The sequence below is a fragment of the Luteolibacter sp. Populi genome, assembly GCF_040801775.1.
GTDB lineage: Bacteria > Verrucomicrobiota > Verrucomicrobiia > Verrucomicrobiales > Akkermansiaceae > Haloferula.
This window is the reverse complement of sequence record NZ_CP161812.1, coordinates 6,280,644-6,306,847: the sequence shown is the minus strand read 5'-3', so window position 1 is coordinate 6,306,847 and position 26,204 is coordinate 6,280,644. Positions and strand designations below refer to the sequence as shown.

28 protein-coding genes and 1 pseudogene are annotated in these 26,204 nt (G+C 63.3%); 13 read left to right on the top strand and 16 right to left on the bottom strand.

The window, feature by feature from the left end; all coding sequences use genetic code 11:
- The first annotated feature begins 12 nt into the window (after positions 1 to 12).
- Both ABWK72_RS25645 and ABWK72_RS25640 read left to right on the top strand, forming a co-directional pair.
- Positions 13 to 1,194, top strand: a complete 1,182-nt coding sequence (locus tag ABWK72_RS25645) for a hypothetical protein (RefSeq protein WP_367872424.1) — start codon at positions 13 to 15, stop codon at positions 1,192 to 1,194.
- 17 nt (positions 1,195 to 1,211) lie between these two features.
- The gene (locus tag ABWK72_RS25640; RefSeq protein WP_367872423.1) at positions 1,212 to 2,054 is read left to right on the top strand and encodes an alpha-1,2-fucosyltransferase; all 843 of its coding nucleotides are present in this window, start codon (positions 1,212 to 1,214) and stop codon (positions 2,052 to 2,054) included.
- Positions 2,055 to 2,154: 100 nt separating this feature from the next.
- Here the strand turns inward: ABWK72_RS25640 and ABWK72_RS25635 are convergent, their stop codons facing one another.
- Complete coding sequence (locus tag ABWK72_RS25635) at positions 2,155 to 2,976, bottom strand: histidinol-phosphatase (protein WP_367872422.1); 822 nt, start codon at positions 2,974 to 2,976, stop codon at positions 2,155 to 2,157.
- Between the two features lie 144 nt (positions 2,977 to 3,120).
- Between ABWK72_RS25635 and ABWK72_RS25630 the strand changes: the two genes are divergently transcribed.
- Both ABWK72_RS25630 and ABWK72_RS25625 read left to right on the top strand, forming a co-directional pair.
- Positions 3,121 to 3,366 carry a type II toxin-antitoxin system HicB family antitoxin gene (locus tag ABWK72_RS25630; RefSeq protein ID WP_367872421.1) on the top strand — a complete coding sequence of 82 codons (246 nt, stop codon included), beginning with the start codon at positions 3,121 to 3,123 and terminating at the stop codon, positions 3,364 to 3,366.
- 62 nt (positions 3,367 to 3,428) lie between these two features.
- Positions 3,429 to 3,615, top strand: a pseudogene (locus ABWK72_RS25625) (type II toxin-antitoxin system HicA family toxin).
- A 9-nt stretch (positions 3,616 to 3,624) separates the two neighbouring features.
- Here the strand turns inward: ABWK72_RS25625 and ABWK72_RS25620 are convergent.
- From ABWK72_RS25620 to ABWK72_RS25600, 5 genes are all read right to left on the bottom strand, one after another.
- Positions 3,625 to 4,593: a glycoside hydrolase family 43 protein gene (locus ABWK72_RS25620; protein ID WP_367872420.1), complete on the bottom strand. Its 969-nt coding sequence runs from the start codon at positions 4,591 to 4,593 to the stop codon at positions 3,625 to 3,627.
- A 94-nt stretch (positions 4,594 to 4,687) separates the two neighbouring features.
- Positions 4,688 to 5,701: a hypothetical protein gene (locus ABWK72_RS25615; RefSeq protein ID WP_367872419.1), complete on the bottom strand. Its 1,014-nt coding sequence runs from the start codon at positions 5,699 to 5,701 to the stop codon at positions 4,688 to 4,690.
- Between the two features lie 32 nt (positions 5,702 to 5,733).
- Positions 5,734 to 6,309, bottom strand: coding sequence for a hypothetical protein (locus ABWK72_RS25610; protein ID WP_367872418.1), 576 nt, complete (start codon positions 6,307 to 6,309; stop codon positions 5,734 to 5,736).
- Positions 6,310 to 6,360: 51 nt separating this feature from the next.
- Positions 6,361 to 7,077 (bottom strand): hypothetical protein, encoded by a 717-nt coding sequence (locus ABWK72_RS25605; protein WP_367872417.1) that lies wholly within the window; start codon positions 7,075 to 7,077, stop codon positions 6,361 to 6,363.
- 389 nt (positions 7,078 to 7,466) lie between these two features.
- Complete coding sequence (locus tag ABWK72_RS25600; protein WP_367872416.1) at positions 7,467 to 8,756, bottom strand: sorbosone dehydrogenase family protein; 1,290 nt, start codon at positions 8,754 to 8,756, stop codon at positions 7,467 to 7,469.
- Between the two features lie 244 nt (positions 8,757 to 9,000).
- Between ABWK72_RS25600 and ABWK72_RS25595 the strand changes: the two genes are divergently transcribed.
- Positions 9,001 to 9,636, top strand: a complete 636-nt coding sequence (locus ABWK72_RS25595) for a dihydrofolate reductase family protein (RefSeq protein WP_367872415.1) — start codon at positions 9,001 to 9,003, stop codon at positions 9,634 to 9,636.
- 41 nt (positions 9,637 to 9,677) lie between these two features.
- Here the strand turns inward: ABWK72_RS25595 and ABWK72_RS25590 are convergent, their stop codons facing one another.
- Positions 9,678 to 11,750: an ATP-dependent helicase gene (locus ABWK72_RS25590; RefSeq protein ID WP_367872414.1), complete on the bottom strand. Its 2,073-nt coding sequence runs from the start codon at positions 11,748 to 11,750 to the stop codon at positions 9,678 to 9,680.
- Between the two features lie 35 nt (positions 11,751 to 11,785).
- Between ABWK72_RS25590 and ABWK72_RS25585 the strand changes: the two genes are divergently transcribed.
- Positions 11,786 to 12,067 (top strand): hypothetical protein, encoded by a 282-nt coding sequence (locus ABWK72_RS25585; protein WP_367872413.1) that lies wholly within the window; start codon positions 11,786 to 11,788, stop codon positions 12,065 to 12,067.
- Positions 12,064 to 12,486 (top strand): type II toxin-antitoxin system VapC family toxin, encoded by a 423-nt coding sequence (locus tag ABWK72_RS25580; RefSeq protein ID WP_367872412.1) that lies wholly within the window; start codon positions 12,064 to 12,066, stop codon positions 12,484 to 12,486. The genes ABWK72_RS25585 and ABWK72_RS25580 overlap by 4 nt, the downstream gene beginning before the upstream one ends.
- A 232-nt stretch (positions 12,487 to 12,718) precedes the next feature.
- Here the strand turns inward: ABWK72_RS25580 and ABWK72_RS25575 are convergent, their stop codons facing one another.
- A complete protein-coding gene (locus ABWK72_RS25575) occupies positions 12,719 to 13,453 on the bottom strand; it encodes a zinc metallopeptidase (RefSeq protein ID WP_367872411.1) in 735 nt (244 codons plus the stop codon).
- A 94-nt stretch (positions 13,454 to 13,547) separates the two neighbouring features.
- Here ABWK72_RS25575 and ABWK72_RS25570 point away from each other — a divergent pair, with 94 nt between their 5' ends.
- Positions 13,548 to 14,228: an SDR family oxidoreductase gene (locus ABWK72_RS25570; RefSeq protein WP_367872410.1), complete on the top strand. Its 681-nt coding sequence runs from the start codon at positions 13,548 to 13,550 to the stop codon at positions 14,226 to 14,228.
- Positions 14,229 to 14,327: 99 nt separating this feature from the next.
- Here ABWK72_RS25570 and ABWK72_RS25565 read toward each other — a convergent pair whose 3' ends face one another.
- Complete coding sequence (locus tag ABWK72_RS25565) at positions 14,328 to 14,882, bottom strand: hypothetical protein (RefSeq protein ID WP_367872409.1); 555 nt, start codon at positions 14,880 to 14,882, stop codon at positions 14,328 to 14,330.
- An 80-nt stretch (positions 14,883 to 14,962) separates the two neighbouring features.
- Complete coding sequence (locus ABWK72_RS25560; protein WP_367872408.1) at positions 14,963 to 15,235, bottom strand: hypothetical protein; 273 nt, start codon at positions 15,233 to 15,235, stop codon at positions 14,963 to 14,965.
- Between the two features lie 237 nt (positions 15,236 to 15,472).
- Between ABWK72_RS25560 and ABWK72_RS25555 the strand changes: the two genes are divergently transcribed.
- Both ABWK72_RS25555 and ABWK72_RS25550 read left to right on the top strand, forming a co-directional pair.
- Positions 15,473 to 16,960, top strand: coding sequence for a trypsin-like peptidase domain-containing protein (locus ABWK72_RS25555; protein WP_367872407.1), 1,488 nt, complete (start codon positions 15,473 to 15,475; stop codon positions 16,958 to 16,960).
- An 11-nt stretch (positions 16,961 to 16,971) separates the two neighbouring features.
- Complete coding sequence (locus tag ABWK72_RS25550; protein ID WP_367872406.1) at positions 16,972 to 18,510, top strand: PDZ domain-containing protein; 1,539 nt, start codon at positions 16,972 to 16,974, stop codon at positions 18,508 to 18,510.
- A 286-nt stretch (positions 18,511 to 18,796) separates the two neighbouring features.
- Here the strand turns inward: ABWK72_RS25550 and ABWK72_RS25545 are convergent, their stop codons facing one another.
- Positions 18,797 to 19,978 (bottom strand): 3-dehydroquinate synthase, encoded by a 1,182-nt coding sequence (locus tag ABWK72_RS25545; RefSeq protein WP_367872405.1) that lies wholly within the window; start codon positions 19,976 to 19,978, stop codon positions 18,797 to 18,799.
- 62 nt (positions 19,979 to 20,040) lie between these two features.
- On the opposite strand from ABWK72_RS25545, the gene ABWK72_RS25540 reads away from it, so the two are divergent.
- On the top strand, positions 20,041 to 20,565 hold the full coding sequence (locus tag ABWK72_RS25540) for an NUDIX hydrolase (protein ID WP_367872404.1): 525 nt from the start codon (positions 20,041 to 20,043) through the stop codon (positions 20,563 to 20,565).
- Between the two features lie 135 nt (positions 20,566 to 20,700).
- Here ABWK72_RS25540 and ABWK72_RS25535 read toward each other — a convergent pair whose 3' ends face one another.
- From ABWK72_RS25535 to ABWK72_RS25515, 5 genes are all read right to left on the bottom strand, one after another.
- Positions 20,701 to 21,654: an acetyl-CoA carboxylase carboxyltransferase subunit alpha gene (locus ABWK72_RS25535; RefSeq protein ID WP_367872403.1), complete on the bottom strand. Its 954-nt coding sequence runs from the start codon at positions 21,652 to 21,654 to the stop codon at positions 20,701 to 20,703.
- Positions 21,655 to 21,724: 70 nt separating this feature from the next.
- Entirely contained in the window at positions 21,725 to 22,630 is a 906-nt protein-coding gene (locus ABWK72_RS25530) for a LysM peptidoglycan-binding domain-containing protein (protein WP_367872402.1), read from the bottom strand.
- Between the two features lie 16 nt (positions 22,631 to 22,646).
- Complete coding sequence (locus tag ABWK72_RS25525) at positions 22,647 to 23,183, bottom strand: hypothetical protein (RefSeq protein WP_367872401.1); 537 nt, start codon at positions 23,181 to 23,183, stop codon at positions 22,647 to 22,649.
- Between the two features lie 101 nt (positions 23,184 to 23,284).
- Entirely contained in the window at positions 23,285 to 23,530 is a 246-nt protein-coding gene (locus ABWK72_RS25520; protein ID WP_367872400.1) for an acyl carrier protein, read from the bottom strand.
- A gap of 164 nt (positions 23,531 to 23,694) precedes the next feature.
- On the bottom strand, positions 23,695 to 24,552 hold the full coding sequence (locus ABWK72_RS25515) for a hypothetical protein (protein ID WP_367872399.1): 858 nt from the start codon (positions 24,550 to 24,552) through the stop codon (positions 23,695 to 23,697).
- Positions 24,553 to 24,759: 207 nt separating this feature from the next.
- Between ABWK72_RS25515 and thiH the strand changes: the two genes are divergently transcribed.
- Both thiH and thiS read left to right on the top strand, forming a co-directional pair.
- Complete coding sequence (thiH, locus tag ABWK72_RS25510) at positions 24,760 to 25,893, top strand: 2-iminoacetate synthase ThiH (RefSeq protein WP_367872398.1); 1,134 nt, start codon at positions 24,760 to 24,762, stop codon at positions 25,891 to 25,893.
- 11 nt (positions 25,894 to 25,904) lie between these two features.
- The gene (gene thiS, locus ABWK72_RS25505; protein WP_367872397.1) at positions 25,905 to 26,108 is read left to right on the top strand and encodes a sulfur carrier protein ThiS; all 204 of its coding nucleotides are present in this window, start codon (positions 25,905 to 25,907) and stop codon (positions 26,106 to 26,108) included.
- Positions 26,109 to 26,204: the final 96 nt, after the last annotated feature.

The following is a 26,204-nucleotide window of genomic DNA, read 5'->3' as shown; positions in this document are numbered from 1 at the left end:
GTTCAACTTCGCGTGCGCAGCCTCAAACGCTACCAGACCTTCTTCCTCCTCCTCTTTGCGGTGGCGGGGTTTGCGGGCTTGGCTTTCAACGCTTGGGTCAATCCGTGGCGGGTGATCCCCTCCCCGCTCAGCTCCGAAAGGATGGAGCCCTACCGCGGGATCGAGAAGGACTGGAGCCGCACCTGCAAGGCTGGCTTGGCAAGCTCCTCCGCTTGGGATGCCGGGCTGTTCGGGTCCTCGCGCGTCGATATCGGCCTGAATCCCCAGCACCCGGTTTTCGCCGGGATGAAGTGCGGAAATTTCGGGCTGAACGCCGGACTGCTCGCTGAGAATGAGGCGATGTGCCGTTACTTCATCGAGCACCAGAGCCCGAAGCTGGTCGTGCTGGCCATCGACGCCACCGACCTCACCACCCCGGTGGCGAAAACCAAACAGGCGGATTTCAACCGCTCCCCGCTCGCAGCGGAGAGCCATACGCTTGAGCAGGAGCTAGGACGGCGGGCCGGGATCTCGACTCTGGCCTCCTCCCTGACGACCGCCACGCGGATGGCCAAGGGCGAACTGGCGGAGCATACCCCGCAGGGCTTCCGCCGAGAACCGGAGTATCCGGACGGCCAGGCGCTCTATTTCTCCACCATCACCGCCATGGCCCGGGGGCACACGGCGAACGGCAAGCTCGACCCCGCAAAAATGGCGATGCTCGAGGAAATCGTCGCCCGCTGCCGGGAGAAAGGCACCCGCCTGGTGATCTTCTTCATGCCGAATCACGGGCTCTTCCAACTGGCCTTCCGCGAGTTGGGCGATCCGGATCCCTATTTCCAAGCGGATCGCCAGGCCCTCGCCGACCTCGCGGCCCGGGCAAATGCCGCAAATCCCGCCGGTCCGCCCGTGGAAGTCTGGGATTTCCTCGACGGTCACCCGCTCAACACCCCCCCCATGCCGAAGGAGCAAAAGAAGGGCGCGCACCCCGCCGGCTGGGTCGATCTCTTCCACGTTTTGCCGGAAACGGGGAATCATATGCTGGAACGCTTGCAGGGGGGCGGGGATTACGGCGAACTGCTCGCGCCGGACGGCGTGGAGGCACGGGTGGCGAGGGTGAAGGCGCAGTTGGAAGACTATGCGGCGCGCAATCCCAACGATGTCGCCTTCCTCCGCAAGTCGCTGGCCAGATTCCAATCCCAGTCAATGAAGTGAAAAGAATGGTTGTCGCCATGATCAAAGGCGGGCTGGGCAACCAGCTCTTCGCCTACGCTGCGGCGCGCGCGTATGCCATCCGCACCAGCCGCGACCTGCTGCTGGACGATACCTCGGGCTTCAAGCACGACAGCTACGGCCGCAGCTACAAGCTCGACCGCTTCCCGGTGGCCGGGGCGATCGCTCCGGCGCGCTGGCGGGTTGGCGATCCGAAGGGCCCGCGCCACAAGGTGCTGCGCTCGATCAACAAGGTGCTGCCGAACCAACTCCGCTCCTATCTGGCGGAGAACCCGGACGCGGCCGAAACCCAGCTCACCAGCTTCATCACCACCCGCCTGGTGGTGCGCCTGAATGGCTACTGGCAGAGCGAGAAGTATTTCGCAGAGCGCGCCTCGACCATTCGCGCCGAACTCCAGCCGCCGCCCTTCGCCGCTGGCAGCCCGGAAGCCGCCCTCGAGGCGGAACTGGCCGCCACGCCCTCGGTCTTCCTGCACATCCGCCGCGACCGCTACTCGCCGCGGCTGGGATCGGGCTATTACGACTCCAGCATCATCTCCGCGCTCTCGACCCTCGGCTCCTGCCGCTTCCATGTCTTTGGGGACGATCTCGACTGGGCTCAGCAGTACCTCGATTTCCACGGCGCTCCCGTTCGCTACCACGAAGCCGCGGCCGACGAACTCCACGACTTCCGCCTGATGGCCTCCTGCCGCCATGCCATCGTGGCGAACAGTTCCTTCTCCTGGTGGGCGGCCTACCTGCGCCGCCACGCCGACAAGCGGGTCTTCACCCCTTCGGATCCCGGCTGGCCCCTCAAGCCGGCACCGGAGTGGACCAAGGTGCCGAACCGGCTGGAATACTGAAGAAATCATCCATCACCCATCTTCCAATCATCAATCGGAGTGCGCGCTGCGCGTGGGAGGTGATAGAAGAATGGGCGAGTGCGATGCATCGGGAAACGGATCAGAGGACCAGCGAATCCAGAGCGGCCTGGATCGGCAGCGTTTGGCGCTCCCGGTCGATGAAGTAGCTGACCTCCGTGTAGCCGGCCTCACGGATCAGATTCAGGGCTACGGGAAACGCATCGGCGACCCGCTCGGGATTGTGGGCATCCGAGCCGATCACCACGGGAATACCGCGCTCGGCCATGAGAACGAGCTGGGAGCGCGAGGGATTCATCTCGGGCAGGGCCTTGAACATGCCGCTGGTATTCAGCTCCATGGCCACGCCGGTGGCCGCAATGCGGTCCAAGGCGCGGGCGATGTGCTCACGGATGCGCGCGAAATCCCAGTCCGCGGGCGATTCGTTTTTGATCAGGTCGGGATGGGCAAGCGTGTCGTAGAGGCCCGTCTCCGCGGATTGCGCAAGGTGCTCGTAGTAGAGCTGCTGGTAGGCATGGACATCGCCCGTATAGTAGACCCTGCGGTAGTCGCTCACTTGGTAGTGCACGGAGCCGAGCACGTGGCTGAGCGGGACGCGGACGTGCAATTCTTCCAGCCACGGCTCCACGCCGGGATAGAAATCGCTCTCGATTCCCAGCCGCACATCGAGCCTGCCGGCGAAGGCCTCGCGGGTCGCGGCGATCATCGCGATGTAGTCGCCGTATTGGGACGGATCCATGCGCACGCTGGAGGAGATCCCATCCGGCAGCGGGCAGTGGCAAGTGAAGGTGATGCCCCTCAAATTCCGCGCCAGGGCGACGGCCGCGAACTCGTCCGGCGTGCCGTAGGCATGCTTGCAGAGCGGGGTGTGGCAGTGGGATTCGTAGACGAGCGGGGCGGTCACGGGGCAAGGGTGAACGCCGGCGGTCAGACTTTGAACTCTGAATTTCGGGTGGAAGGAATAGGAGTTTCCAAGGCGGTCACTCCACCTTCCGTTCCCCAACCTAGGTCCTTGCCGAATGCGGATTCACAAGCCATTGTCAAAGCCATGGCCACCGCGCTCAAGATCGTCGTCGAGAGGCACTCGGACGGCTATGTCGCCTATCCGCTGGGGCTCGCGCGGGGCGTCGTTGTCGGTCAGGGCGACACCTATGAGGAGGCGCTAACCGACGTCAGGTCGGCCATTGCCTTCCATATCGAGACTTTCGGGTTCGCCGCTCTAGAGGGAGCAGAAGATGACCCGATTTTAGAAGCATTCGTCGCAGAGACGGCGATTCCGGCGGGAGCCCCCTGAGACTTCCTGCCGTGGCCAAGTTCCCTGTCGATGTCCCGCTTGATCAAGTCATCAACGCGCTGATGAAACTTATTCGAGGTAATCCGCCGCGGCAATCACATCGCTCTCGCCCGCACCAATCCGGACGGGTCGATGACGCCCATGACGTTACCAGGGCACCGGGTCATCAAGGGCTCCACCCTAAGGGCCGCATTGACGCAGAGCGGGATTCCCCGGGACGAGTTTATTCGTGCCTACGAGGAACGCTGATTCGAAAACTCACGGCTTGTCCGCCGGGACGCCCTCCTTGGTGATCGTCACCGGCTTGATCTTGCCGTCCGCGTCGAACTCCATCTTTTCGATGCAGGTGGCGCGATGATTGCCATCGGTGTCGCCGTTGGGACGGCGGTGATAGACGATGTAATAATTGTCGGACTTCTTGTTGTGAATCACCGAGTGGTGCCCGGCACCGTTCGCGATATCGAAATTCTGCTGGAGCACGAGGCCGATGCGCTTGTGCGGGCCCATCAGGGTGTCGGAGATCGCATAAGCCACCTTGTAATCCGGGCCGGTCCAGCCGCCCTCGGACCACATGAAATAATACTTGCCGTTCTTCTTGAAGACGAAGGGCCCTTCCACATAGCCCTCCGGCGTGATCGACTTGAAAATCTCCCCGCCCTCGAAGGGGATGAAGCCCGTGAAATCCGGCTTCAGCTTGGCGATGTTGCAGTGCCGCCAGCCGCCGTAGATGAAGTAATAGCTGCCGTCGTCATCACGGAAGACGAAGCCGTCGATCGGCTGCGCGCCGTGGTGGAACTTGTCGATCAAGGGCTTGCCGAGCAGATCCTTGAAGGGACCGTCCGGCTTGTTCGCCACCGCCACGCCGATCCCGCCGGCCTGGTTGTCGTTCTGGATGTCGTTCGCGGAAAAGAAGAGGTAGTATTTGCGGTCCTTCTCGATGATCGAGGGTGCCCACATCGCGCGCTTCGCCCACTTGATGTCCCCGGTGTCCAGGATCTTCGAGTGCTTGGTCCACTTCACCAGATCCGGCGAGGAAAACGCGTCGAAGTGGGTCTGCTCGCCATACGGAGCCGAGAAGGTCGGATAGACCCAATACTCCTTGTCGAAAATGATGCCCTCCGGATCGGCATACCAGCCTTCGAAAATCGGATTCCCGGAAGTCTTTTCTTGCCCGGCGGCGGATGCGGCGAGGGCGAGCGAAACGGCAAGAGAGCGGAGCAGATTCATGGCCAAGAAAGGTATATCGCGTTCGCCCAGCGAACACGTTTGAGACCTAACACCGGACACCAAAGCAGCGCAAGCCCGGCGATGCCCCTCCCCTTCACTCCATCGTGGTAACCCCGCCGCGCACTTCGATGCTGCGCTTCACGGAAAAGGTCACGTGCGTGAGGATCTCAGGCGCACCGCCGTTGAACGGCGTGATCGTGAGGAATTCGATGGTGTACTCCCCGTCCTCGATGATGACCTGGTCCAGACCGCTCAAGGCGAGCTGGGCATTCTGCGGCAAGTAGCCGCCCGCGTAGTTGACGACGGTAGCGGGCAGCACCCTGCCGGTGGTCCCCACGGTATAGGGTCCGCTATAAACCTGGGCATACACGGCGGCACCGGGATAAATGTCATGGGCGGCGATGCTACCATCTTGCGGCACCCACTTGTAGGTCTTGCCCTCTTCGATATTGCTGATCGTGGCATCCGCGACAGGCCAGATCTGAACCGTCGCCTTCGCCAGCTCGGACTGCGGGGCGGCCAGATCGGGGTGCAGGTAGACGGTAAAGGACTCCTGACCCACCGCCTTGGTCGGCGTGGTCACGGGGAGGCGTTGGAGGATGGCATTGTCGGTGAAGGTGCCGTTAGCACGCAGCACCGAGCTGTCCGCATAGGTGCCGGTCGTGGTGGTGGGCAGGTAAGTGCCGGATTCGTAGAGCTTGTAGCTGCGGGCTACCTGGACCTTCTTGGCATAGTCCGGGACCGTGGCGGACGCGGACTGCATGTTGCTCACCGTGATCCGGATGCCGTAGGGCTTGTCCGCCCGAGTACGAGGAGGATAGTAGGAATCCTCCGAAAGCACCGTGGCAGTGACGACCGGCAGGAAGGTGGCCACGGTCTTCTCGTCGAGCTTCTTCAGCGTGGTGGTGCCGTTGCTGACCGTGGAGGTGTAGAGTTGGAAGACCGCGGAGTCCGCCGCGAGCGGCTTGGAATTCACCGAACCCTCGTCATTGGCGAGCGAGATGTCGTAGATGATCGATTGACCGGAAACGGTCTGGATCTGACGGATGAAATCGGCACCGTGCAATGCTGCGGCGGTTGCGAGGAAAAGGGCGACCCGGGTAATCATGAGCGTGGAAGTGAGAGTGAGATGCTGCTGGATCAGCGCGTGACGACCGGCGGGGTCTGCGGCGTGATCGTCTGGCGGCTCACGGTGATGGGATTCCCGTTGAGCACGCCGACGATGATGAGGTTGCGCCTGCGCTCGGCCAGCAGGCGTTCGGGCTTGAAGGGCGTGGTGCCGGTGACTTCCTCCATGGTCACGTCCATGCGGGCGACCAGACCGGGGTAGCGGGCTACGAACTCGGGCCAGAGCATGAGATTGCCCTGCATCTTGGTGACCACATTCGCCTTGTAGCGGTCCGGAACGTGGATGATCGCGCCTTTCGGCAGGATCGTGACATTGCCATCGAAAACAACGAACTCGGAATTCGTCTCAAGGTCCCAGCCCTTCGCGACCGGGTCCGCGGCAGCAAAGCCATTGAACTTCTCCACAGCCTGGCGGCGCTTGAGCTCCTCCGCCGTGATCGCCGGAGCCACCGGGGCCTTCAGTTCCTTCGGCAGATACTGGATGCCGTGGCCGCTGCCGGGATTCGGCGCGTTGGGATCGGGCGTTTGGGCGAAGCCATCGGCGATGGCGACGCCGGTGATGATGAGGGCGAGGGTGGCGACTTTCATGGTGGGACAGGTTTCGGGATTCAGGCGCGGGCGATTTCAGTTCGATCCGGATCAGGTGCCGCTGAGGAAGGTCACCTCGCCGCTCTGATTGTAGCCGGTGAAGGGCGGGGTGGTGGTCGTGCCTCCGGTGCGGTTGATCTTGTAGCCGACCGGCGTGATGTTGTTGCGCAGGATGGATCCGGCGGAGACATTGAGCGTTCCGGTGACCTGCGGGGCGGTGAGATTGTATTCGGCCACCACGTAGAAGAAGCCGCTCGGGTTGCGGTTCGGGATGGCGTAGTCCTGCGAGCCGGCGAGGTGGAAAACGAGGGTGACCTCCGGGTAGCCGAACATCGTCGTGCAGTTCCACACGTCGCCGTAGAGGCGCACGGGGCCGGTGGTGACGCCGGGGCGGTCGCCCTTCACTTCGAGGCGCTTCGGATAGAACTGGGCCCAGTTCACCTGGAGCTTCACGTGGGAGCTGATATCAACGCGATTGCCGAGGGCGCCGATCCACCAACCGGTGCGGAAACGCTTGAGGGAATCGGCAGGGTCGGGGAAGGCCCCGTCGCACTGATCGCCCAAGGCGAGCGAGCCGGCCACGCCGAGGATCTTGTAACCATAGGGGCGCCCGGCGTAGCTGCCGATGCCTTGGCCGTGCGAGTCGAGCAGGATTGGCGAGCTGAGGTGCGGAGCCCAGCAATAGACCTTGGCGCCGGTGCCGGCCTCGGCGGTGGCAGCGGTGAAAAAGACGGCGAGAGCCGCCCGGAACAGGGACTTGAAGTTCATCTAAGGGGGAGTTGGCTGGTTGTGTGGGACACCGCCGGGTGAGAGATCCGGCGGCGTGGTTTCCGGTGCGAGTCACCGGAGCCGCTGTGGAAATATCATCAAAAGTTGAATATCGAACTACGTGAACAGGGGGGGTGGGGTGGTTTTCGGACACGAGTCGGGTTTTCCCCTACAAATTGCTACGTTTTGGAGGGTCGAAGGAGTGTTAGAATGGGGCGATCTTCGCGATTTCGCGGATGAAAACCGGGGATTTTGCAGAGCCGCAGCTTATAGCTGGATAAGCGATCGAGGCATCCGGAAGGTTCCACACCCCCTTGTATCGCAGCGATTTAAGCGATCGCTTGATCGCGGCCTGGACATCCCAAAACGCGGAGTTGCACACCTGGTTCTCAGCTCCCTGCATCGCTCGAATCCGGCTCCGTAACCGGGTCCGCCGACGGCAAAATCCCCTCCCCCGGCTCCGGCAAAGCCTCCACCGCCGCATCCTCGGTGACCTCCGTCTCCACCAATCTCACCGGCTCCTCCAGCATGAAAATGCACGAAGGATAATGCGAGAACACCAGCAGCTCACCCTCCGCATCCGGCGCGATCACCGTCGGATTGATCTTCACTTCACCTTCGTTTGAAAAGACCTCCTCCACCCCGCGGGAAGTCCCGCTCGCGGCGTCCCAACTCATCGCCCACAGCTTGCCCTTCCCCCAATCGCCGAACAGATAGCGCCCTTGCAGCGATGGCAAGCGGCTGCCCCGATACACAAAGCCGCCGGTCACGCTGATCCCCACATCGTGCCCATAGCAGTGAATCGGATCGGTGAAAGGACCGCCCTCCTCCGGCGCTTGAGCCCGGGCCGCGAAGCGCAAGGGACCCTCGCGTTCGCTCCAGCCGTAGTTCCCGCCCGGCTTGATCAAATTGATCTCCTCCCACGAATCCTGGCCCACATCGCCGCACCACAAGGTGCCGGTCTCGCGGTCGAAGGACATGCCCCAGGGATTCCTCAGCCCCGCGGCCCAGATCTCATCGCGCATCTCCTGCCGCTCGCCGAAGGGATTGTCCGCCGGAATCTTGTAAGCCAGCCCGGCACTGCGGCCATCCACATCCAAGCGCAGGATCTTCCCATGCAGGGTCCACAGATTCTGCCCGAGACGGTAAGGATCGTCCCGCAAACCGCCATCACCGATCGCCACGTACAGGCAGCCCTCCGGCCCGAAGGCAATGCAGCCGCCCCAGTGGTTCCCCAAGGGATGCGGACACTCTAACAGCACCCGCTCCGAGCGCGCATCCGCCTGAAAAGTCTTCCCCTCCGGCACGATGAATTCGCTCAGCACCGTCCGCCGCGGCCCACGCTGCGAGTAGCACAGATACACCCGGCGGTTCACTGCGAAGTTCGGGTGGAAGGCGAGCCCGTGGATCCCTTCCTCGAATTCCACCTCCTCCTTCATCCGCTCCCGCAGATCGAGAAAAAGCGGCGCATCCGGCGATTCCTTGTCCTCCGGCAGCACCCGGATCTGGCCCCGCTGCAGTGCCACCACCGTGCGCCGCGCCGAGTCGGGCGCGACCGCTACCGCCGCCGCATTGTCATCGAATACCAGGTTCGGATAGGCGCGCGCCAAACGCATCGCAGGCTCGGCCTGCGCCACCGCAAAGGCGGCAAATCCCACGGCTAAAACAACGGATCTCATCGGTCTCAATCGAATGCTTTCCTTTCATGATCGGCCGACGGGGGGGACGGATGCTGCGAAGCTAGCGCAAGTTTCCCGCCCTGCGAACCGAGAATTCAGGAAAATTCAGAAACGATGAAAGATTCCGAAAAATCCCGCGCGGCCCGGCCTTCCCGCCTCAAAAGCCGGATGACGCGTCCAGATTCCCGGTCTTCATTCGTCTTCCAAATGGGGAGCAGTTCGCCCCCCTCAATCCCGAATCACCATGAGAAAGCTTATCCTGAAGATGTCCGTGTCGCTCGATGCCTTCGTCGCCGGTCCCAAGGGGGAAAGCGCTTGGATCTTCCGCGGCGAGGACGACGAGATGACCGAGTGGAGCGTGGCCAAAATCCGGGAGGCAGGCGTCCACATCATGGGCAGCCGCACCTATCAGGACATGGCCGCCTACTGGCCCTGCGCCACGGATGCCTACGCGCCGGCCATGAACGAGATCCCGAAGCTGATCTTCTCGAAGCAAGGCAGCGCCCTGAAGCCGGATGAAAATCTGACCACCATCAGCCTGAAGGACGCACCGCAGGCCGGGCCAAAGGTCGTGGTCAGTCAAAAAGAACTCGACGGCTGGATCCATCCGCAAGTCGCCAGCGGGGACCTGACGGAAGAAATCACCCGGCTGAAACAGCAGCCCGGCAAGGACATCCTGGCCCATGGCGGCGCCAGCTTCGCGCGCAGCCTGGTGGCAGCGCGGCTGGTGGACGAATACCAACTCCTCATCCACCCGGTAATCCTCGGGAAAGGCTCGGCCATCTTCTCCGGTTTGGACGAGCCCCTTTACCTCAAGATCGTGGACAACATCCCCTTCCCATCCGGAGCCATCGCGCGGATCTACCGCCCGGAGCCATAAGCAGCAGCGACCTTACTGTCGCTGGCACCGGTCCGGCGGCCTCAGCCATTCAGGAAATCCTTCATGTTGCCGAAGAAGTCATCCAGCTCCACGTCATCCGCCTCCGCGCCCATGATATCGTCGTAGGTCGTGTGGATCAGGTGCTCGTCGTCCAGCTCCATCAGGAAGCTGCTCGGCTGGCAGGACACCTCTTGACCCCACTTGGTACGGACGGTGCAGTAGGTGATCGTGAGCTTCTGCTGCGCGCGGGTGATGCCCACGTAGAACAGGCGGCGCTCCTCATCCTTCGTCCCCTCCGTCACGCTGCGCTGGTGCGGCAGCACGCCCTCCTCCAGGCCCACCAGGAAAACGCTCGGAAACTCCAGACCCTTCGAGGCGTGCAGCGTGATCAGCGTCGCGCCGCTCTTCTTCTCCAGATCGTCGTCCTCGCGATCGGAAGCCAGCGCGCTGTCGTCCAAGAACTTCCGCAAGCTCTTCCCCCGCCCGGCGGCCTTGGCCAGTTCCTTCACCACCTCGCCCAGACCCTCGCCGCGCTGCAGCTTTTCCTGGTCCGTCTTGCATCCGCGCTCCAGCCACGGGAGATACTCGATCTCGTCGAGGAATTCCTTCAGCACCAGGTCCGGTGTCATCACCTTCGCTTCCACCTTCATCTTCGCCGTCAGCACCTGGGTGGTGAAGGTCTCGATCGAGTTCTTCACCTTGGTCGAAAGCTGCGACAGGAAGTTCTCATCGCACAGCGCCCGCCACACGCTCGCGCCGATCTCCCGGCTATAGTCCGTCGCCAGCATCGCCGTCGCCTGCCCGATCCCCCGCGGCGGGGAATTCAGCACGCGCAGCAGCGGCACGTCCGCCTCCGGATCATCGAACAGAGCGACGTAAGCCAGCGCGTCCTTCACCTCGCGGCGGTCGTAGAAGCTCTGCGCGCCGACCATCCGGTAAGGAATCTTCCGCTCGCGCAGCGCTTCCTCCAGCTTGCGGCTCTGCTTGTTCGTGCGGAAGAGCACCGCGAAGTGCTCCCACGGGAAATTCCCCCGCGCCTTGTCCGCCAGGATCTCCTCCGAGATGAAGGTCGCCTCTTCCTCATCCCCCGGCATGCCCACCGCCCGCACCGGCTCGCCGCCCAGGATGGTGGACTTCAGCGTCTTCTCGCGCCGCCCCGCGTTCTTGCGGATCAGGCTGTTCGCCGTGTGCAGGATCGCATGCGTCGAACGATAGTTTTCCTCTAACAGGATCACCTTCGGGCTCGGGAAGAAGCGCTCGAATTCCAGAATGTTCGCGCTCTCCGCACCGCGCCAACCGTAGATCGACTGGTCGTCATCGCCCACCACGCAGACGTGATACGGCGGACCCACGAGTTGCTGGAGCAGTTGCATCTGCAGGCCGTTGGTGTCCTGGAATTCGTCCACTGTCACCCGCTTGTAAACGCTGCGGAAGTAGTCCCGCACATCGGCATGTTCACGCAGCAGTTGCTCCGCCAGCACAAGGAGGTCGTCGAAATCGACCGCGTTCTGCGCTCGCATCTCGTTCTGATACGCCACCGCCAGCGAGGCGAAGAAATCATCCTCCATGTCCTGCAGCGCGATGCCCTTGTTCTTGGCCTTCGAGACCTCCCCCAGCACCGCCTCCGCCTTCACCTTCTCGTCGTTGCCGCCCATGCGGACCACGAGCTGCTTCATGATGCCCACCTGGTCGCTGCCCGAGCAGATCGAGAAATTCTTCTTGTACCCCAGCTTGTGGATCCCGCCGCGCAGCAGCCGCACGCACAGCGAGTGGAAGGTGCAGACGGTCATCGCCTCCGCCTTCTTCTTCGAGACCATGCCGCCGATGCGCTCACGCATTTCCACGGCCGCCTTGTTGGTGAAGGTCACCGCCAGGATATTCTCCGGCAGGATCCCCCGCTCCAGCATGTTCGAGATCCGGCAGGTCACCGTGCGCGTTTTCCCGGTTCCCGCCCCCGCCAGGATCAATACCGGTCCATCCAGCGAGGCCACGGCCTCCCGCTGGGCCTTGTTGAGTGAGTCAAAAGAAAATCCGCCTGCCATTCCCGGGCGCGGATGAGAGCGGGAAGCGGCGGGCTTGGCAATGCGCGGCTGCCAACCGTTTTCAAATGCCATCGACAATGGTATTCCAAATGGTATTTTTTACTACCATGAAAGGACGGGTGAAAATGGACAAAGCCGGTCGGGTCGTCTTCCCGCTCAAGATCCGCCAGCAACTTGCCATGGATGACGGGGGCGAGCTTGAATACGAGTTCAGTGGGGGAAAAGTCGCATTTGCTCCAGTGGAGGAGGACAAGAAATATCGTCTGGTCAACAAGAACGGCATCCTGGTGATCGTCCCCGATGACCCTCAACCTTTCGACGCGGTAGCGGCGATCAAAGCGGATCGCCAAGCCCGCATGGACAAGCTCGAGCGGAGGCACGAGCCGTGAAATACCTCGATTCCTCAATCCTGGTCGCGGCCCTGCAGACGAACGACGCGCAACATGAACCCTGCGCACGCCTCCTATCGACAGGCGGTGAATTTGCGACCTCATCTCATGCACTCTTGGAAACCTTCTCGATTCTAACAGGGGGAAGCTCCCGCCCGCGCGTGACCGCCGATGACGCCATTCAGCTGCTCGAGGAAAACGTGGGCAAGAGCTTCCAGATCGTGTCCCTTTCCCCGCGCGAACTCTTCCAGATGATGAAGCTCTGCCGGGCCCGCGGCGTGCGCGGCGGAGCGATCTACGACTTCCAGCATCTGGCAGCCGCAAACAAAGCGGGGGCCAAGGTTCTGCATACGCTCGACGTCGGTGAGTTCCGCGCCTTCGCCCGCGAAGGTGATCCCAAGATCGAAAAACCCTCATGACCCGCCTCCCTCATCCTCCTCACCACCCTCGCCCAAGCCGCCCCGGAAGGCTGGACTAATCTTCCAATCACAAATCGAAGTGTGTTGAAGAGAACTCGCAAGCGTCAGGTGCAACCTCTTCGTCCGGAGCAGAACGAACGATCAGTCTGAACGCTTGCGCCCCTTCTTTCAAACAGTCTGATTTATGATTAGAAGATTAGTGATTAGTGATTCGCCTCCGGCGTCGCTCCCATCACTCGCTCCGCCGACCCATCAACATCATCAGCCAGTAAACCATCTGGCCCACCGCGCCGACCGCCGCCGCCACGTAAGTCATCGCCGCCCAGAAGAGCGCGTTCTTCGCCCGGTCGTGCTCCATCTGGTTGGCCACGCCGCTGCGCTCCAGCCACACCATCGCCCGCTTGCTCGCGTCAAATTCCACCGGCAGCGTCACCACCGCGAATAGCGCCGTGACCCCGAAGACCGCCACCAGGATCCACAGCATGAAGGTGCTATGGAAAACGGCCGCACCGAACATCGCCGCCATCATGATGTACTGCTGGAGATTGCTCGCGAACTGCACCGCCGGCACCATTTTCGAACGGAAACCGAGCCACGCGTAAGCCTGCTGGTGCTGCACCGCATGCCCGCACTCGTGTGCCGCCACAGCCGCCGCCGCCACCGTAGCCGCATGATACACCGGCTCACTCAGGTTCACCGTCTTGTTCGCCGGGTTGTAATGGTCCGTCAGTTGGCCGGGCACGCTGACCACCTGCACGTCGTTGATCCCGTTCTGCCGTAGCATCGCCTCCGCCACCTGCGCCCCGGTCATCCGCATCGGAATCTGCGAATACTCGGTGAAGCGCCGCTTCAGCATTCCGCTGATCAGCAGGCTCGCCAGCATCGTCCCGCCGATGATCAGCCAGTAACCCATGCCGATGCCGCCGCCTTGTTGTTGCGCCGCGAGGGAGAGCGTGTCGAAATTCATCTGGGGACCTTAGCGGGTATCCCCGGTCGTGCAACTTGCCACCGATTGGAAATACGGCCTTCATTTCCAACCCGACCGCTCTACGCTTCGAAACATGAAGCACGTCCTGATCACCGGCTGCACCCGCGGCCTCGGCCTCGCCATGGCCCGCGGCTTCGCCGCACGCGGCTGGACCGTCTCCGGCTGCGGGACGAATGCCTCAGCCGCCGCCGCCCTGACCAAGGAACTCGGCGAAAAACACCGCATCACCCGCTGCGACGTCACTTCCGCCCCCGAGGTTACCGCCTTCGCCGATGACATCCTGGCCGGCGTGGGCGCGCCCGACCTCCTCCTCAACAACGCCGCCCTCATCAACCGCAATGCCCCGCTCTGGGAAGTCACGCCGGAGGACTTCGCCCGCGTCATCGACGTGAATCTCAAGGGCGTCCACCTGATCTGCCGCGGCTTCCTGCCCGCCATGATCGCCCGCGGCACCGGCGTGGTCGTGAATTTCTCCTCCGGCTGGGGCCGCTCCACCTCCCCCGAAGTCGCCCCCTACTGCTGCACCAAGTGGGGCATCGAGGGCCTCACCAGCGCCCTCGCCCAGGAACTCCCCGCCGGTCTCGCCGCCGTCGCCCTCAATCCCGGCATCATCGATACCGACATGCTGAGAAGCAGCTTCGGCTCCGCCTCCTCCGCCTACCCCGATCCCACCCACTGGGCGATCAAGGTCGTCCCCTTCCTGGAAAAGCTCAGCGCGAAGGACAATGGTGCCGCCCTCACGGCCCCGCAGTAAGGCTAGCAGGACCTCGGCACGACCTGTTGATCGGCCTCTTCGTCCCCGTGATTGGCCTGGTGTTGCTCTTCCAAGCAGGCCGGAAGGACACCTGACCCCTCACTTGGTCTTCACCGCCACCCCGTCGCTGATCCCGACCACTTCCCCATCCTCGAGGATCGTCTCCTTCCAAGTGGTCTTGTCGTCCGAGTGCGACTCCAGCGAGAGGACCAGCGGTGCCGCATCTCCCGGCGCCGTTTTCGACACCCACGCGATCGTCCTCTTCCCCTGATCGGCGACCCCGGTCGAAGTGCCGAGCGTCCCATCGGGGGTCAGCACCCATTTCTTGAAGACAGATGCCTCCTTGTCGAAAGTCACCACCATCACCAGCGGCTTCTCCGCGCCCGGAATCATGGCCTCGGAGATCAGATAGCGACCTTGGACCACCTTCTCCGTCGCTATGACCGCGGGTGCTTCACGAAGTTCCGCCCCCGGCGCGCCGCTGCGGGCGGTGATCTTGTATTCCCGCGCCACCGGATAGATCTTCAACTCGGGCAGGAGTTGCTCTCGGTCATGAGGTTCAGCCGCCAGCTTCCGGATCGCCTCGGCATCCAGCGCATGACTTGAATGGATCAAGACGGCCAGCGGAACGATCAGCAGTGTCTGGTGCTTCATGGTGGACGTGTAACTAACTGGACTCGCAGATCATCTCCAACACAAAGATCGCTTGGTACCCTCCCGCCGGATAGGCTCCGTCACGTGGCCGGGTCGAAGCTCACCCAGCAATTCGCGGCGATGGTCAGCGGATACTTCTGCGACTCGCACCAGGCCGCGAGATCGGCCCGAACTTTTTCCCAGGTCCCCTTCGCCCACTCCGGTGCCATGGCCTCCCACTTGTCCTGCGTGGGCAGATAGGCGTGGCAGGCGGAGCCCATACTCAACTCGATCGAGAAGGACCGCCCGTCGAGCGAGCCCACCACTTCTTCCTTCCACCGTGGCGAAAACTGAAACGTGCCCTCCTTGCTCATGGGCCGGTATCAACACCCCTTCACGGCGGAAATCACGGGAAATCGGCCCACTCTCGGTTCAACCCACCTGGAAAGATCAAACCACGAATGGTGCCATCCATCCCACCCGCTCGCCCCGCCCCGGTTTTTATTCGCGTCCATTCGCGTCCATTCGCGGTTTCAAAATCCAACTACACAGCCCGTGGGCATTCCGCCATTCCCCTTGCACCTCCGCCATTCCGTCCTAGCCTCGCCCCGATGCTCGCGCGAATTATCGCCACCCTCGCCCTCGTGACCGCCGGCCCGCTGCTGGCACAGGCCGAATCCCCGCCGATCCCGAAAATCCCTGCCGGAGCCCCTTCCGATATCTACCGCTCGGTGGTGCGGATCGAGGCGGCGGTGCAGGTCCCGGACTACGCCACGCCCTGGAATAGCGGCCGCTTCGGCGGCGGCATCGGCACCGGCTTCCTGATCGGGAAGAACCAGTTCCTGACCAACGCCCACGTGATCTCGAACGAGCGCCGGCTGCTCATCACCGTCCACGGCAGCGCCCGGAAATACCCGGCACACGTCAAATTCGTCGCCCACGATTGCGACCTCGCGCTGGTCGAGGTCGAAGACTTTTCCGACTTCGAGAAATTCCCGAAACTGGAACTCGGCGATGTCCCGCAGCTTGAGAGCCAGGTCCGCGTGATCGGCTACCCGATCGGCGGCGAGCGCCTCTCCGTGACCCGCGGCGTCGTCTCCCGCATCGACTTCTCCGCCTACTCGCACTCGCGGGCGGACTCGCACCTGATCGTCCAGATCGATGCCGCGATCAATCCCGGCAACTCCGGCGGCCCGGTGGTGCAAGACGGCAAGGTCGTCGGCGTCGCCTTCCAGGGTCTCCGCCAGGCCGACAATACCGGCTACATCATCCCCACCCCGGTGATCCGCCGCTTCCTGAAGGACATCAGCGACGGCCGCTACGACTACTACGTGGACCTCGGTGCCTCGACCTTCCCGCTCTTCAATCCGGCGATGCGCAAGGTCCTCAAGCTGGAGGACAACGGTCTCGGCGTCCTGATCAGCGATGTCACCCCCACCGGGGCTTGCGAAGGCATCCTGCAGCCGGGCGATGTGCTGCTTGCCATCGACGGCCACGAGGTCGACAGCGGCGGCCAGATCCTGCTCGACGGCGAGAAGGTGGACCTCAACGAAGTCGTCGAGCGCAAGTTCGCCGGCGATACCGTCTCGCTCAAATGGCAGCGCGCCGGTGAGTCGATGGAAAAGGAGATCGCCCTCAAGGCCCTGCCGCCGGCCCGCATGTATGCCATCCAGTATGAGAAGAAGCCGCGCTACACGGTCTTCGCCGGGCTCGTCTTCCAACCCCTGGACACCAACCTCTTCGCCGCCAGCAAGTTCGACGATGTGAACGTGCGCCGCCTCTACACCGACTACGTCCCCAAGGGCATCTTCACCGAGCGCGAGGACATCGTCTTGCTGACCCGGGTCGAGAGCGATCCGATCAACAGCCAGCTCGGCGGCTTCTCCGGCCTGGCCGTGGATAAGATCAACGGCACCTTGGTCAAGAGCCTCAAGCACGCGCACGAGCTGCTGAATCCGGCCACGCCGCCGGAGTTCTTCGTGATCGAGCTCTTCGGCGCGCCCCGGCCGCTGGTGATCCCGGGCAAGGACGTGGCCGCCGCCAACGAGCGGATCAGCCGCACCTATTCGATCGAACGCCTTTCCAACCTCACCGAGTGATGTCTGCCGCCATGCGTCCTTTCCTATTCCTTCCGCTCATCCTCGCCGCCGCCGGCCAGGATGAACCGGCCCCCGAGAAGCCTGCCGAAAAGGAGGCCAAGGTGATTGTCGAGGTATCCGACAACGCCGTGCCCGCGCCCAAGGAGTTGCTCAAATCGGTGGCCCGGATCAGCACCACCCAGCAATCTTGGAACCAGCGCCAGCCATGGGAGAAGACCTCCCCCGGCAAGCGCCGCTCGCTCGGCGTGATCGTCGCGGGCGACAAGGTGCTGACCACCGCCGAGATGGCGGTGGATGCCACTTACATCGAGCTCGAATCCCCGGACGGCAAGCGCATCGCTTCCGCCAGGGTGGTGGCAGTCGACTACGAGGCGAACCTGGCCCTGCTGGGACCTGAAAGCGAAGCCGACCAGAAATTCTTCGCTGGCACCAAGCCGCTGCAAATCGCGGCCCGCCCGAAGCCCGGCGACAAGCTGGAGATCCTGCAGGTCGAGGAGAACGGCTCGCCTCTCGTCACCACCGGCGGCATCCAGAGCATCGACGTGGTGTCCAACTTCCTGCCCGGCCAGTTCTTCCTGACCTACGAGGTGAAGGCCTCGATGCAGAGCGCCGCCAACAGCTTCTCGCTGCCCGTCCTGCGCGGCAACAAGCTGGCCGGCATCCTGACCAGCTACGACAACAAGGACCAGCTCAGCGACGTCACCGCTACCGACATCATCGAACGCTTCGTCCGCGAGGCCTCGGATGGCGACTACGCCGGCTTCCCCTCGCTCGGCATCAGCACCAGCCGCACCGAGGACACGAACTTCCGCGCCTGGCTGAAGCTGCCCGAAGACGGCGGCGGCATCTATGTCTCGAACGTCCGCGCCGGTAGCGCCGCCGAGAAAGCCGGCATCAAGAAGGCCGACGTCATCACCGTCATCGACGGCCAGCCGATCGACCGGCTCGGTTACTTCGACGACGACCATTACGGCCGCCTCTACTGGAGCCATCTCGTCCGCGGGGCGAAGAGCAGCGGCGACAAGGTTTCCATGGAGCTGATCCGCGAGGGCCAGCCGCTGAAGGTCGAAGCGGTGCTGGACCGCCGGGATGAGAAGGACCAACTGGTGCCCGCCTACACCTTCGGCAAGGGCCCGGCCTATCTCGTGAAGGGCGGCCTGGTCTTCCAGGAACTAACCCGCCCCTACCTCGAAACCTACGGCGAGAACTGGCAATCCCAGGCTCCCCTAGCATTTCTGGACGTTTACGAGAATCCCCAGAAATACGAGTCCCGCGGTCGCCGGATCGTTGTTCTGGCCGGCGTGATCCCGACCCCCGCGACGGTCGGCTACGAAGCCCTCCGCGACATCATCGTGACCAAGGTGAACGGCAAGGAGATCAAGGACATGAAGTCCCTGATCGAAGCCTTCCACGAGGCGAACGGCGAAGGCATGCACAGCATCGAGCTGGAGGACGAGAAGTTCACCCTGAGCCTGGATGAACTGGAATCCGGCAAGGTGGACGAGCAATTCATCAAGCGCGGCCTGAGCCCGCTTTCCCGCGCGGAGTAATCCCGCGCTCCTTGTCCGATCCGTCCGACTCCCCTAGGGGGTTGGAACGGATCGGACAGGAAGGGAAACGATTCCTACTCTCCTACCCTTCCCTCACCGAAGCTGTTCCATTTGTCCGATCCGTCCCACACCCCTAGGGCGGTCGGACGGATCGGACAAAAGGTGGTCCGCACAGTCCTCTGTGCGGTGGAAGCAGTTCTGACGGCGGCATCCACCCGAGGGCCCCCAGGATGAGGCGTGCGACAAGGGTGGCTTCGGCCGCACAGAGGACTGTGCGGACCACCTTTTAAGAACAGCTGCTCGGGGTGGGCTTGGCGGCGTCTAGCAGGGCTTGGCGGTCGCGGAGGGAATCGAGGCAGGCGTCGACGAGGCCTTCGTCGAGGGCGTGGACGTCCTGGCCGGTGCCGGCATCGCGGAGGAGGAGGACGGTGAGTTCGCCGCCGAGGTGCTCGCGGAATTCTTCGAGGCCGGCGTGGACGAGGCGGCGACCGTTGGCATCGCGCTCATCGAGGGCCGGGTGCCAAAGGGGCATCTTCAGGCCGGTGATCACGTCGATCACGCGCTCCGCCACGGCGTCCCGCAGCAGTCCGCAGCGGGCTGAGTAAAGGGTATCGAGCGCCGCGCCGATCGCGACGGCGTGGGCGTGGCTGAGGGTGAAGCCACTGAGCTGCTCCAGCTTGTGGGCCGACCAGTGGCCGAAGTCGAGGGGGCGGCTGCTGCCGGTTTCAAAGGGATCGCCGCCCTGGGCGATGTGGCGGGCGTGGAGGAGGGCGCTCTTCTCCACGCACTCTTCCAGAGCGGCGGGCACGAGCGCGGCGAGGTTCTCCACCTGGCCCTCGATCCAGCGGAAGAATTCGCCGTCCTTCACCAGCGAGACCTTCACGGCCTCGATCAGGCCGGCGCGGCGGGTTTCCTCGTCCTGGCTGTGCAGGAAGGTGAAGTCGTTGATGACCGCGAAGGGCACCGCGAAGGCACCGATCCAGTTCTTCTTGCCGAAGCCGTTGATGGCGCACTTCACCCCTACCCCGCTGTCGTCCTGCGAGAGCGTGGTGGTGGGGAAGCGGACCAGGCGCACGCCGCGGTGGGCGGTGGCCGCGGCATAGCCCACGGCATCCAGGAAAGCCCCGCCGCCGATGACCAGCAGGTAGGAGTGCCGGTCCACGTGCTCGCGGTCGATGGTCTCCCAGATCCGCCGGACGAGTGCGTCATCGCGCTTCACCGCCTCCCCGCCCGGGAGGATGTGGAGACCGCGCCAGTCGAAGCCGAGATCGGCGAAATAGCCCTCGATAGTGCGGCGCAGGTCCGGCCAGGCTTTCGCGACGCTGTCCTCCAAGGCGACCAGGACCCGGCGGCCACCGCCTTCTATCAGGATTTCGCCTAACAGGGTGTTGTCGGGACCGAAGGCATCGCGGGTGAAACAAACGCGGTGCTTGAAGGTGACGGGAATCTGGAAATCGTGGCGGGACATCGCTTGCGGGTGCGGGGAAACAGTGCCCCTGATACGCCCGCCAGCCAACCATTCTTCACCCAATGAGCGACACCGCCCCCGAGACCCTCTTTGAAAGCCCCTGGCTGGGGCTGTATCGCATCGGCCACTGGGATTTCGCCAAGCGCCCGAACGCCGACTACTGCGTAGGAATACTAGCCGTGACCCCGGACGACGAGGTGGTGCTGATCGAGCAATACCGGATTCCGGTGCAGTCCACGGTGATCGAGGTCCCCGCCGGGCTGGTGGGCGACGAGGAGGAATTCCGCGGCGAAGAGCTGTCCGAGACGGCGGCGCGGGAGCTGATCGAGGAGACCGGCTACAAGCCCGGGAAGATCGAGCTGCTGCTGTCCACGCCGACTTCGGCGGGGATGACGTCGGAGCTGACCCATTTGTTCCTGGCAACCGATCTAACGAAGGTGAGTGAGGGCGGCGGGACGGGGCATGAGGATATCAAGGTGCACCTGGTGCCGCGCACGGAGCTAAGGGAGTGGCTGAAGAAGAAGGAGGCCGAGGGGCACCTGATCGACTTCAAGATCCACGCGAGTTTGTGGGCGGCGGGGATGTGAGAAGGTGGTGCGTCACTTGGAAGCCCCTTCCACGGTGAAGATCGCAGGTTTGCATCTGCCTTCGAGGTCCTTCGTCCGCCTGAAGGCGGGACTACGTACCCTTGTTGGCGGGCTCGAAGGACTGTTCCCTAACCGCTACTTCCCTTCCCACTCGCCGAAGGAGCGGAACTTGGCGTAGCGGGCGTCTAGCAGTTCCCGGGTGCTGAGCTTCGAGAGTTCGTCGAGGTTCTTCAGGATGGCCTCGCGCAGGGCGGCGGCGGTGGCGGAGTGGTCGTGGTGGGCACCGCCGACGGGTTCGGGGATGAAGCCGTCGATGAGGCCGAGCTTCAGGAGGTCGGGAGCGGCGAGCTTCATGGCTTCCGCGGCTTCGGGGGCGTGCTTGCGGTGCTTCCAGAGGATCGCGGCGCAGCCTTCCGGACTGATCACGGAGTAGTAGGCATTCTCCAGCATCAGCACGCGGTCAGCGATGCCGATGCCGAGGGCACCGCCGGAGCCGCCTTCGCCCAGGACCACGGCGATCACCGGGACCTTGAGCAGCATCATCTCGCGCAGGTTGAAGGCGATCGCCTCGGCGATGTTCCGCTCTTCCGCGCCGATGCCGGGGTAAGCGCCCGGGGTGTCGATGAGGGTGATGACCGGCAGGCCGAATTTCTCCGCCAGCTTCATCAGGCGCAGGGCCTTGCGGTAGCCCTCCGGGTGGGCGCTGCCGAAGTTCCGCTTGAGATTCTCCTTCGTGTCGCGGCCCTTCTGGTGGCCGATGACCACGACCCGCCGGCCGCCGATGCGGGCGAAGCCGCCGGGCATCGCGTGGTCATCCCCGATTCTCCGGTCCCCGTGCAGTTCGCAGAAGTCGGTGAAAGCGTGGACGAGGTAGTCGAGCATGAAAGGCCGCTGGGTATGACGGGCGATCTGCACGCGTTGCCAAGGAGTCAGGTGGTCGTAAATGTGCTGCCGGGTTTCCGCCAGCTTGCCTTCCATGTTGGCGATCTCGGCCGACATGTCGATATTCTGCGAAGCGGACTTGGAGCGGAGCTTTTCCAGCTCGCGCTCGAGCTCGGCGATGGGCTTTTCGAATTCCAGCAATTGCATGCGCTTGGCTTGGGAAAATGGGGTCTGGGCTTTGGGCCGTGTGGGGCTTGGAGCTTGGGGCGGGGAAAAACTAGGGGGCTGCCGCGCGGATTTCCACTTCATTCCCCGGCCGCAGCAGCAAGGCCAGTTCCTCGGCATCCTCCACCGCGACGTGAAAGCCCGGGCCGGGCGAAAGGTCCTCGATCTCGCCATCCATCGCGTATTCGACCGAGCGGATCTGGAGCGAGGACTTTTCGAGCCGGAAAATCTTCTTGGACTCGGGGTAAGTCTTCATCCCGGGGGTCGAGGGGCGATCTCCGGAGCTGCCTTCCTTCGACACGATCTTGGTCTGCAGGGCGGTCTTGAGCCCGGCTAGGTCCATCGAGACCAGGCGGTATTCCTTCACGAAATTCTTCCCATCCCAGACGGAGAGCGTCTTGCGGGCGGGCTCGATCAGGACCTTGAATTCGAGGGGCATGACCACCAGTTCCTCCCCAGGGCGGAGGCCTTGCAGGTCAAGCAGGCCATTCAGGTGCATGATGCAGTCGAGCGTGGTGTGGTGCTTCGCGGCGATGCCGGTGAAGGTATTCCCGGAGCGGACGATGTGGAGCTCCTTGCCCTGCATGTGCGTGGCGGAGAGGACCTCGTCCACATTCATCTCGCCGAGGATCCGGCGGGCCTCGGGGGCCGCCTTCGAGCGCGGGTAGGTGGCGACCACCGTGGCCAGGCGCTCGCGGGCCGCGACCATGTCACCGACCGCGATCAGCTCGCCGGCTTTCTCGAAAATCTTCGCCCCGGGATCGACGTCCGGCAGCGAGGCATCAGCCTCCGGCAGCTTCTCGATCTTCGGTGGATCGACCTGCTGCAGCGGGACGATCTGGGTGAAGACACCGCCGAGCGGCTTCTCCTTGACGTGAAAGACGAGCAAGCCGGTGAAGACGGTAATCCCAAGGACCACCGCTCCCACCACCAGCTTGATCAAAGTCCACAATCGCATCCCCGCGGCAGTTCTATCAGAGCAGGCCGCGCCTATGGAAGTCGAAGCGGTTGATCGGCCAAGATTGGCGGATCATTTCGAAGGCGAACTTGAAAATGGAGACCTCCCAAGCGTCATCGACGCCCTCGATCACGGCCCGCGCCGGATTGCCGAGGCGGCGGGCATCCTCCAGCACCCGGTCGCGCACGGCTTCCATGGTGTCGTGGACGATTTCCTCACGGACGCCACCGCTCTTGAAGCGGAAGCCGTAGCGGAGGAAGGCGAGGTCCTGGCCTTCTTGTTTCCACTTCTCGATCACCGCGTCCATGCGCTCGCGCGCTTTATCCCCGAAGCCTTCGAGCTCGATTTCCTGCATCGATTCCGGGCGCAGGATGCGTGGCCGCATGGCCTCCACCTCGCCGGTGCGGACCCGGATTTCCCCGCTGCGGTCCATCAGCTCGCTGAGCAACTGGAACTCGAAGCGGGTATCGCCAAAGGTATCGATCCGCCGGTCCGGCTCGAGCAGGACCCGCGTCGTCTCCATGGCGTATTGGATATTGTCGGGTGAATGCATCTTTGCAGGTGGCAGCGGACCTCTAAGCTAGAATGGTGCAAAAAAAAGGCAGACTCACCTGGAGTCCGCCCTTTCGTGAAAAAAGCTGCGGCGAGCCGTTCTCAGCCTTGGCTCTTGTCGATGTAGGAGACGACGTCGCCGACGGACTGGAGCTTTTCAGCTTCTTCGTCCGGGACTTCGATTTCGAACTCTTCTTCGAAGGCCATCACCAGCTCGACCGTGTCCAGGGAGTCGGCGCCGAGGTCTTCGATGAACTTGGCTTCCAGGGTAACCTGGTCGGCATTGACACCCAATTGGTCAACGATGATGTCCCTAACGCGGTCTTCGATGCTCTTCTTGTCAGACATTTGAATGTGCTTGGTAGTTGGCGCTGGGGAGGGATTACCGCCCCTGTCGTAGCTTGGCAACCCCGAAAAACAAGGGTTGGAAGGGTATGGTGCGGTGAAAAATCAGGAAGCGGGAAGGGATGGGAATGGACGGAGAGCGGAGCCAACTCGATTCGCCGAGTCCGCTAGGGATTGTCGGTGCCGCCATCCGCCGGACCTTTTGGAGAAAGGTCCCTGCCTGTGGCCGGGGCGGGTTCCTCGTCCGCTGCGACCAGTTCCATCAGTTCGCCTTGGAAATTCGCGCGCAGGCGCTGGATGAGCTTCTCCGCCGGCTCGCCCTGTTCCTTTTTGAAACCGCCGTAGACGAAGCCGTCGATGCGGATCTTGCGCTCGCTGCCGTCCGGCTTTTTGGCCCAGGCGAAGGCGAGGCCCTTGTTGTCCCACTTGCGCAGGTCCAGGCGGATCAGATCGGCGAAGGGCACGCGCCCGCCCTCGGCAGGATATAGCGCCTCGCCGTCGATGGCGATCTTGCGCGGCCAGATCCGAATCAGCACGAAGAGAGTCGTGAAGGTCAGCGCCAGGCAGATCCAGAAGACCACCCATTGCTCGAAGATTTTCTGGGAATCGTAGGGTTCATCCGGGACCTCGGCATCGAGACCCTTCTCCGCGCGGAAATCGTTGAAGAGCTTGGTCTCCTCCGCGGAATTCGCGGCCTTCATCTTCTCGAAGTCCTGGAGCTCCGCCGGCCACGGCATCGACGCCGGGGTCTCCGGCGGCAGGACGCTGCGATCCGCGGGCAGTGGCACGGTTTGCTTGGCGGCGTGATCCCGCCAGGCTTCCGGAGAGGAGCCATCTTCACTTTCCTTGAAGTGCGTGCGAGCCTGCTTGAAGGCCACCGAGAGGAAATAGACGTAGTTCTTCTCCCGGTAGCCGCGGGTGCCGTCCTTGTAGAACATCGCCGCGAAGATGCCGAACATCAGCAGCATCGCTGCGGCGCGGACGAGGAACCAGGGGGTGGGTTTGCAGACCAGGCGTTCGCTCATGGGTAAGGGCAGCAGGCGGGGGGAGGAAAACCGGACATTGGGGCGATGGCAAGCTTTGGGGGGTGGGAGAGGAAGGCGAACATCGAACATCGAAGGTCCAACATTGAACATCGAAGTGGAAAGGCAGGGACCTGCGGGGTGGCGGCGGTGATTCGTGATTTCTGATCTTTGACCTGGCCCCTCCCCCGCTGCACACTTCCCGCGCCCGTGAGTTTTTCCGCCCATTTTGCCAGCGCGCTTGCGCGGCCCTCGCCGCTCTTGCGCCGTTTCGAGCGTCTGATCGCGCCCGCTTCCGACCGTGCGCTCGAGGCGCTGGCCGCGGAGAGCCAGCGCCTGACCCGCCATCATTTCGGGCGGACGATGCGCCTTTTCGCGCCGCTCTACCTTTCGAACGAGTGCGTGAACAACTGCTCGTACTGCGGCTTTTCCCGCGACAACGGGATCTTCCGCGTGACCCTGACGGTCGAGCAGGTGGTCCGCGAGGCGCGCTATCTCCACAATCTTGGCTTCCGGAATGTCCTGCTGGTCGCCGGTGAGCATCCGAAATTCGTCTCCGACGGCTACCTGCAAAGCTGCATCGATGCGCTGAAGGGCTTCTTCCCGACCATCGGGATCGAGGTCGGGCCGATGGAGGATGACCAGTATGCCGAGATCGTCCGCCACGGGGCGGAGGGGCTGGTGGTTTATCAGGAGAGCTACCATCGCGAGACCTACCAGCGCCTGCATACCGCCGGGCCGAAGAAGAACTTCGACTGGCGGCTGGATTGCCCGGAGCGGGCCTATGCCGGGGGCTTCCGGCGGATCGGGATCGGTGCGCTGTTCGGGCTGGCGGAATGGCGTTACGAGGCCCTGGCGCTGGCCGCGCATCTCGAATACCTGTCCAAGCACTGCTGGAAGGCGCAGTTCACCGTGGCCTTTCCCCGGATGCGGCCCTACGCGGGGAACTACCAGTATCAGCCGGACGCGGATCTGTATCTCTCCGACCGGGCGCTGGTGCAGCTGGCCTGCGCCTTCCGGGTTTGCTTCCCGCAGGTCGGCATCGTGCTTTCGACCCGCGAGCCCGCGCCGCTGCGGGATGCGCTGGCACCGCTGGGGATCACCCTGATGTCCGCCGGGGCCCGCACCGAGCCGGGCGGCTACACCGGGGCCGGCAGCGATGACCTGCACCTGACGGTGAAGGGCCGCCGCGTCGAACTTACGGAGACCACCGGCTGCGAGAAGGCGACCGAGCAATTCAAGATCGACGACACGCGCTCGCCTGCGGAGGTGGCGGCGATGCTGGTTTCCAAGCGGCTCGATCCGGTGTGGAAGGACTGGGACGAGGCGATTCTTGCGCATTGATCTATTCTACCATGACCCTTCATCTCAACGGCGAAACCCGTAGGTTCGAGACGGCCATTTCGAGCGTGGCCGATCTGCTCCAGACTCTCGGACTCGGCGGAAAGCCGGTGGTGGTGGAATTGGATCGCGATGCGGTTTTCGCAAAGGACTATGCGGTTACTCCGGTGAACGACGGGGCGAGCGTGGAGATCGTGATGATCGCGGCGGGGGGGTGAGTGAAGCGGTTCCCGGGACGACCTGCCCGAGGCAACCTCATTCGAGGTTGGTGAATTTCGTTAGGCTACCCCGGGTGGGCCCATGGCCAACCCAGG

Coding starts and splice junctions, on each gene's coding strand:
- ABWK72_RS25640 (WP_367872423.1), top strand. CDS start 1,212: ATGATCAAAGGCGGGCTGGGCAACCAGCTCTTCGCCTACGCTGCGGCG.
- ABWK72_RS25630 (WP_367872421.1), top strand. CDS start 3,121: ATGGCCACCGCGCTCAAGATCGTCGTCGAGAGGCACTCGGACGGCTAT.
- ABWK72_RS25620 (WP_367872420.1), bottom strand. CDS start 4,593: ATGAATCTGCTCCGCTCTCTTGCCGTTTCGCTCGCCCTCGCCGCATCC.
- ABWK72_RS25615 (WP_367872419.1), bottom strand. CDS start 5,701: ATGATTACCCGGGTCGCCCTTTTCCTCGCAACCGCCGCAGCATTGCAC.
- ABWK72_RS25610 (WP_367872418.1), bottom strand. CDS start 6,309: ATGAAAGTCGCCACCCTCGCCCTCATCATCACCGGCGTCGCCATCGCC.
- ABWK72_RS25605 (WP_367872417.1), bottom strand. CDS start 7,077: ATGAACTTCAAGTCCCTGTTCCGGGCGGCTCTCGCCGTCTTTTTCACC.
- ABWK72_RS25600 (WP_367872416.1), bottom strand. CDS start 8,756: ATGAGATCCGTTGTTTTAGCCGTGGGATTTGCCGCCTTTGCGGTGGCG.
- ABWK72_RS25595 (WP_367872415.1), top strand. CDS start 9,001: ATGAGAAAGCTTATCCTGAAGATGTCCGTGTCGCTCGATGCCTTCGTC.
- ABWK72_RS25590 (WP_367872414.1), bottom strand. CDS start 11,750: ATGGCATTTGAAAACGGTTGGCAGCCGCGCATTGCCAAGCCCGCCGCT.
- ABWK72_RS25585 (WP_367872413.1), top strand. CDS start 11,786: ATGAAAGGACGGGTGAAAATGGACAAAGCCGGTCGGGTCGTCTTCCCG.
- ABWK72_RS25575 (WP_367872411.1), bottom strand. CDS start 13,453: ATGAATTTCGACACGCTCTCCCTCGCGGCGCAACAACAAGGCGGCGGC.
- ABWK72_RS25570 (WP_367872410.1), top strand. CDS start 13,548: ATGAAGCACGTCCTGATCACCGGCTGCACCCGCGGCCTCGGCCTCGCC.
- ABWK72_RS25565 (WP_367872409.1), bottom strand. CDS start 14,882: ATGAAGCACCAGACACTGCTGATCGTTCCGCTGGCCGTCTTGATCCAT.
- ABWK72_RS25560 (WP_367872408.1), bottom strand. CDS start 15,235: ATGAGCAAGGAGGGCACGTTTCAGTTTTCGCCACGGTGGAAGGAAGAA.
- ABWK72_RS25555 (WP_367872407.1), top strand. CDS start 15,473: ATGCTCGCGCGAATTATCGCCACCCTCGCCCTCGTGACCGCCGGCCCG.
- ABWK72_RS25550 (WP_367872406.1), top strand. CDS start 16,972: ATGCGTCCTTTCCTATTCCTTCCGCTCATCCTCGCCGCCGCCGGCCAG.
- ABWK72_RS25545 (WP_367872405.1), bottom strand. CDS start 19,978: ATGTCCCGCCACGATTTCCAGATTCCCGTCACCTTCAAGCACCGCGTT.
- ABWK72_RS25540 (WP_367872404.1), top strand. CDS start 20,041: ATGAGCGACACCGCCCCCGAGACCCTCTTTGAAAGCCCCTGGCTGGGG.
- ABWK72_RS25535 (WP_367872403.1), bottom strand. CDS start 21,654: ATGCAATTGCTGGAATTCGAAAAGCCCATCGCCGAGCTCGAGCGCGAG.
- ABWK72_RS25530 (WP_367872402.1), bottom strand. CDS start 22,630: ATGCGATTGTGGACTTTGATCAAGCTGGTGGTGGGAGCGGTGGTCCTT.
- ABWK72_RS25525 (WP_367872401.1), bottom strand. CDS start 23,183: ATGCATTCACCCGACAATATCCAATACGCCATGGAGACGACGCGGGTC.
- ABWK72_RS25520 (WP_367872400.1), bottom strand. CDS start 23,530: ATGTCTGACAAGAAGAGCATCGAAGACCGCGTTAGGGACATCATCGTT.
- ABWK72_RS25515 (WP_367872399.1), bottom strand. CDS start 24,552: ATGAGCGAACGCCTGGTCTGCAAACCCACCCCCTGGTTCCTCGTCCGC.
- thiS (WP_367872397.1), top strand. CDS start 25,905: ATGACCCTTCATCTCAACGGCGAAACCCGTAGGTTCGAGACGGCCATT.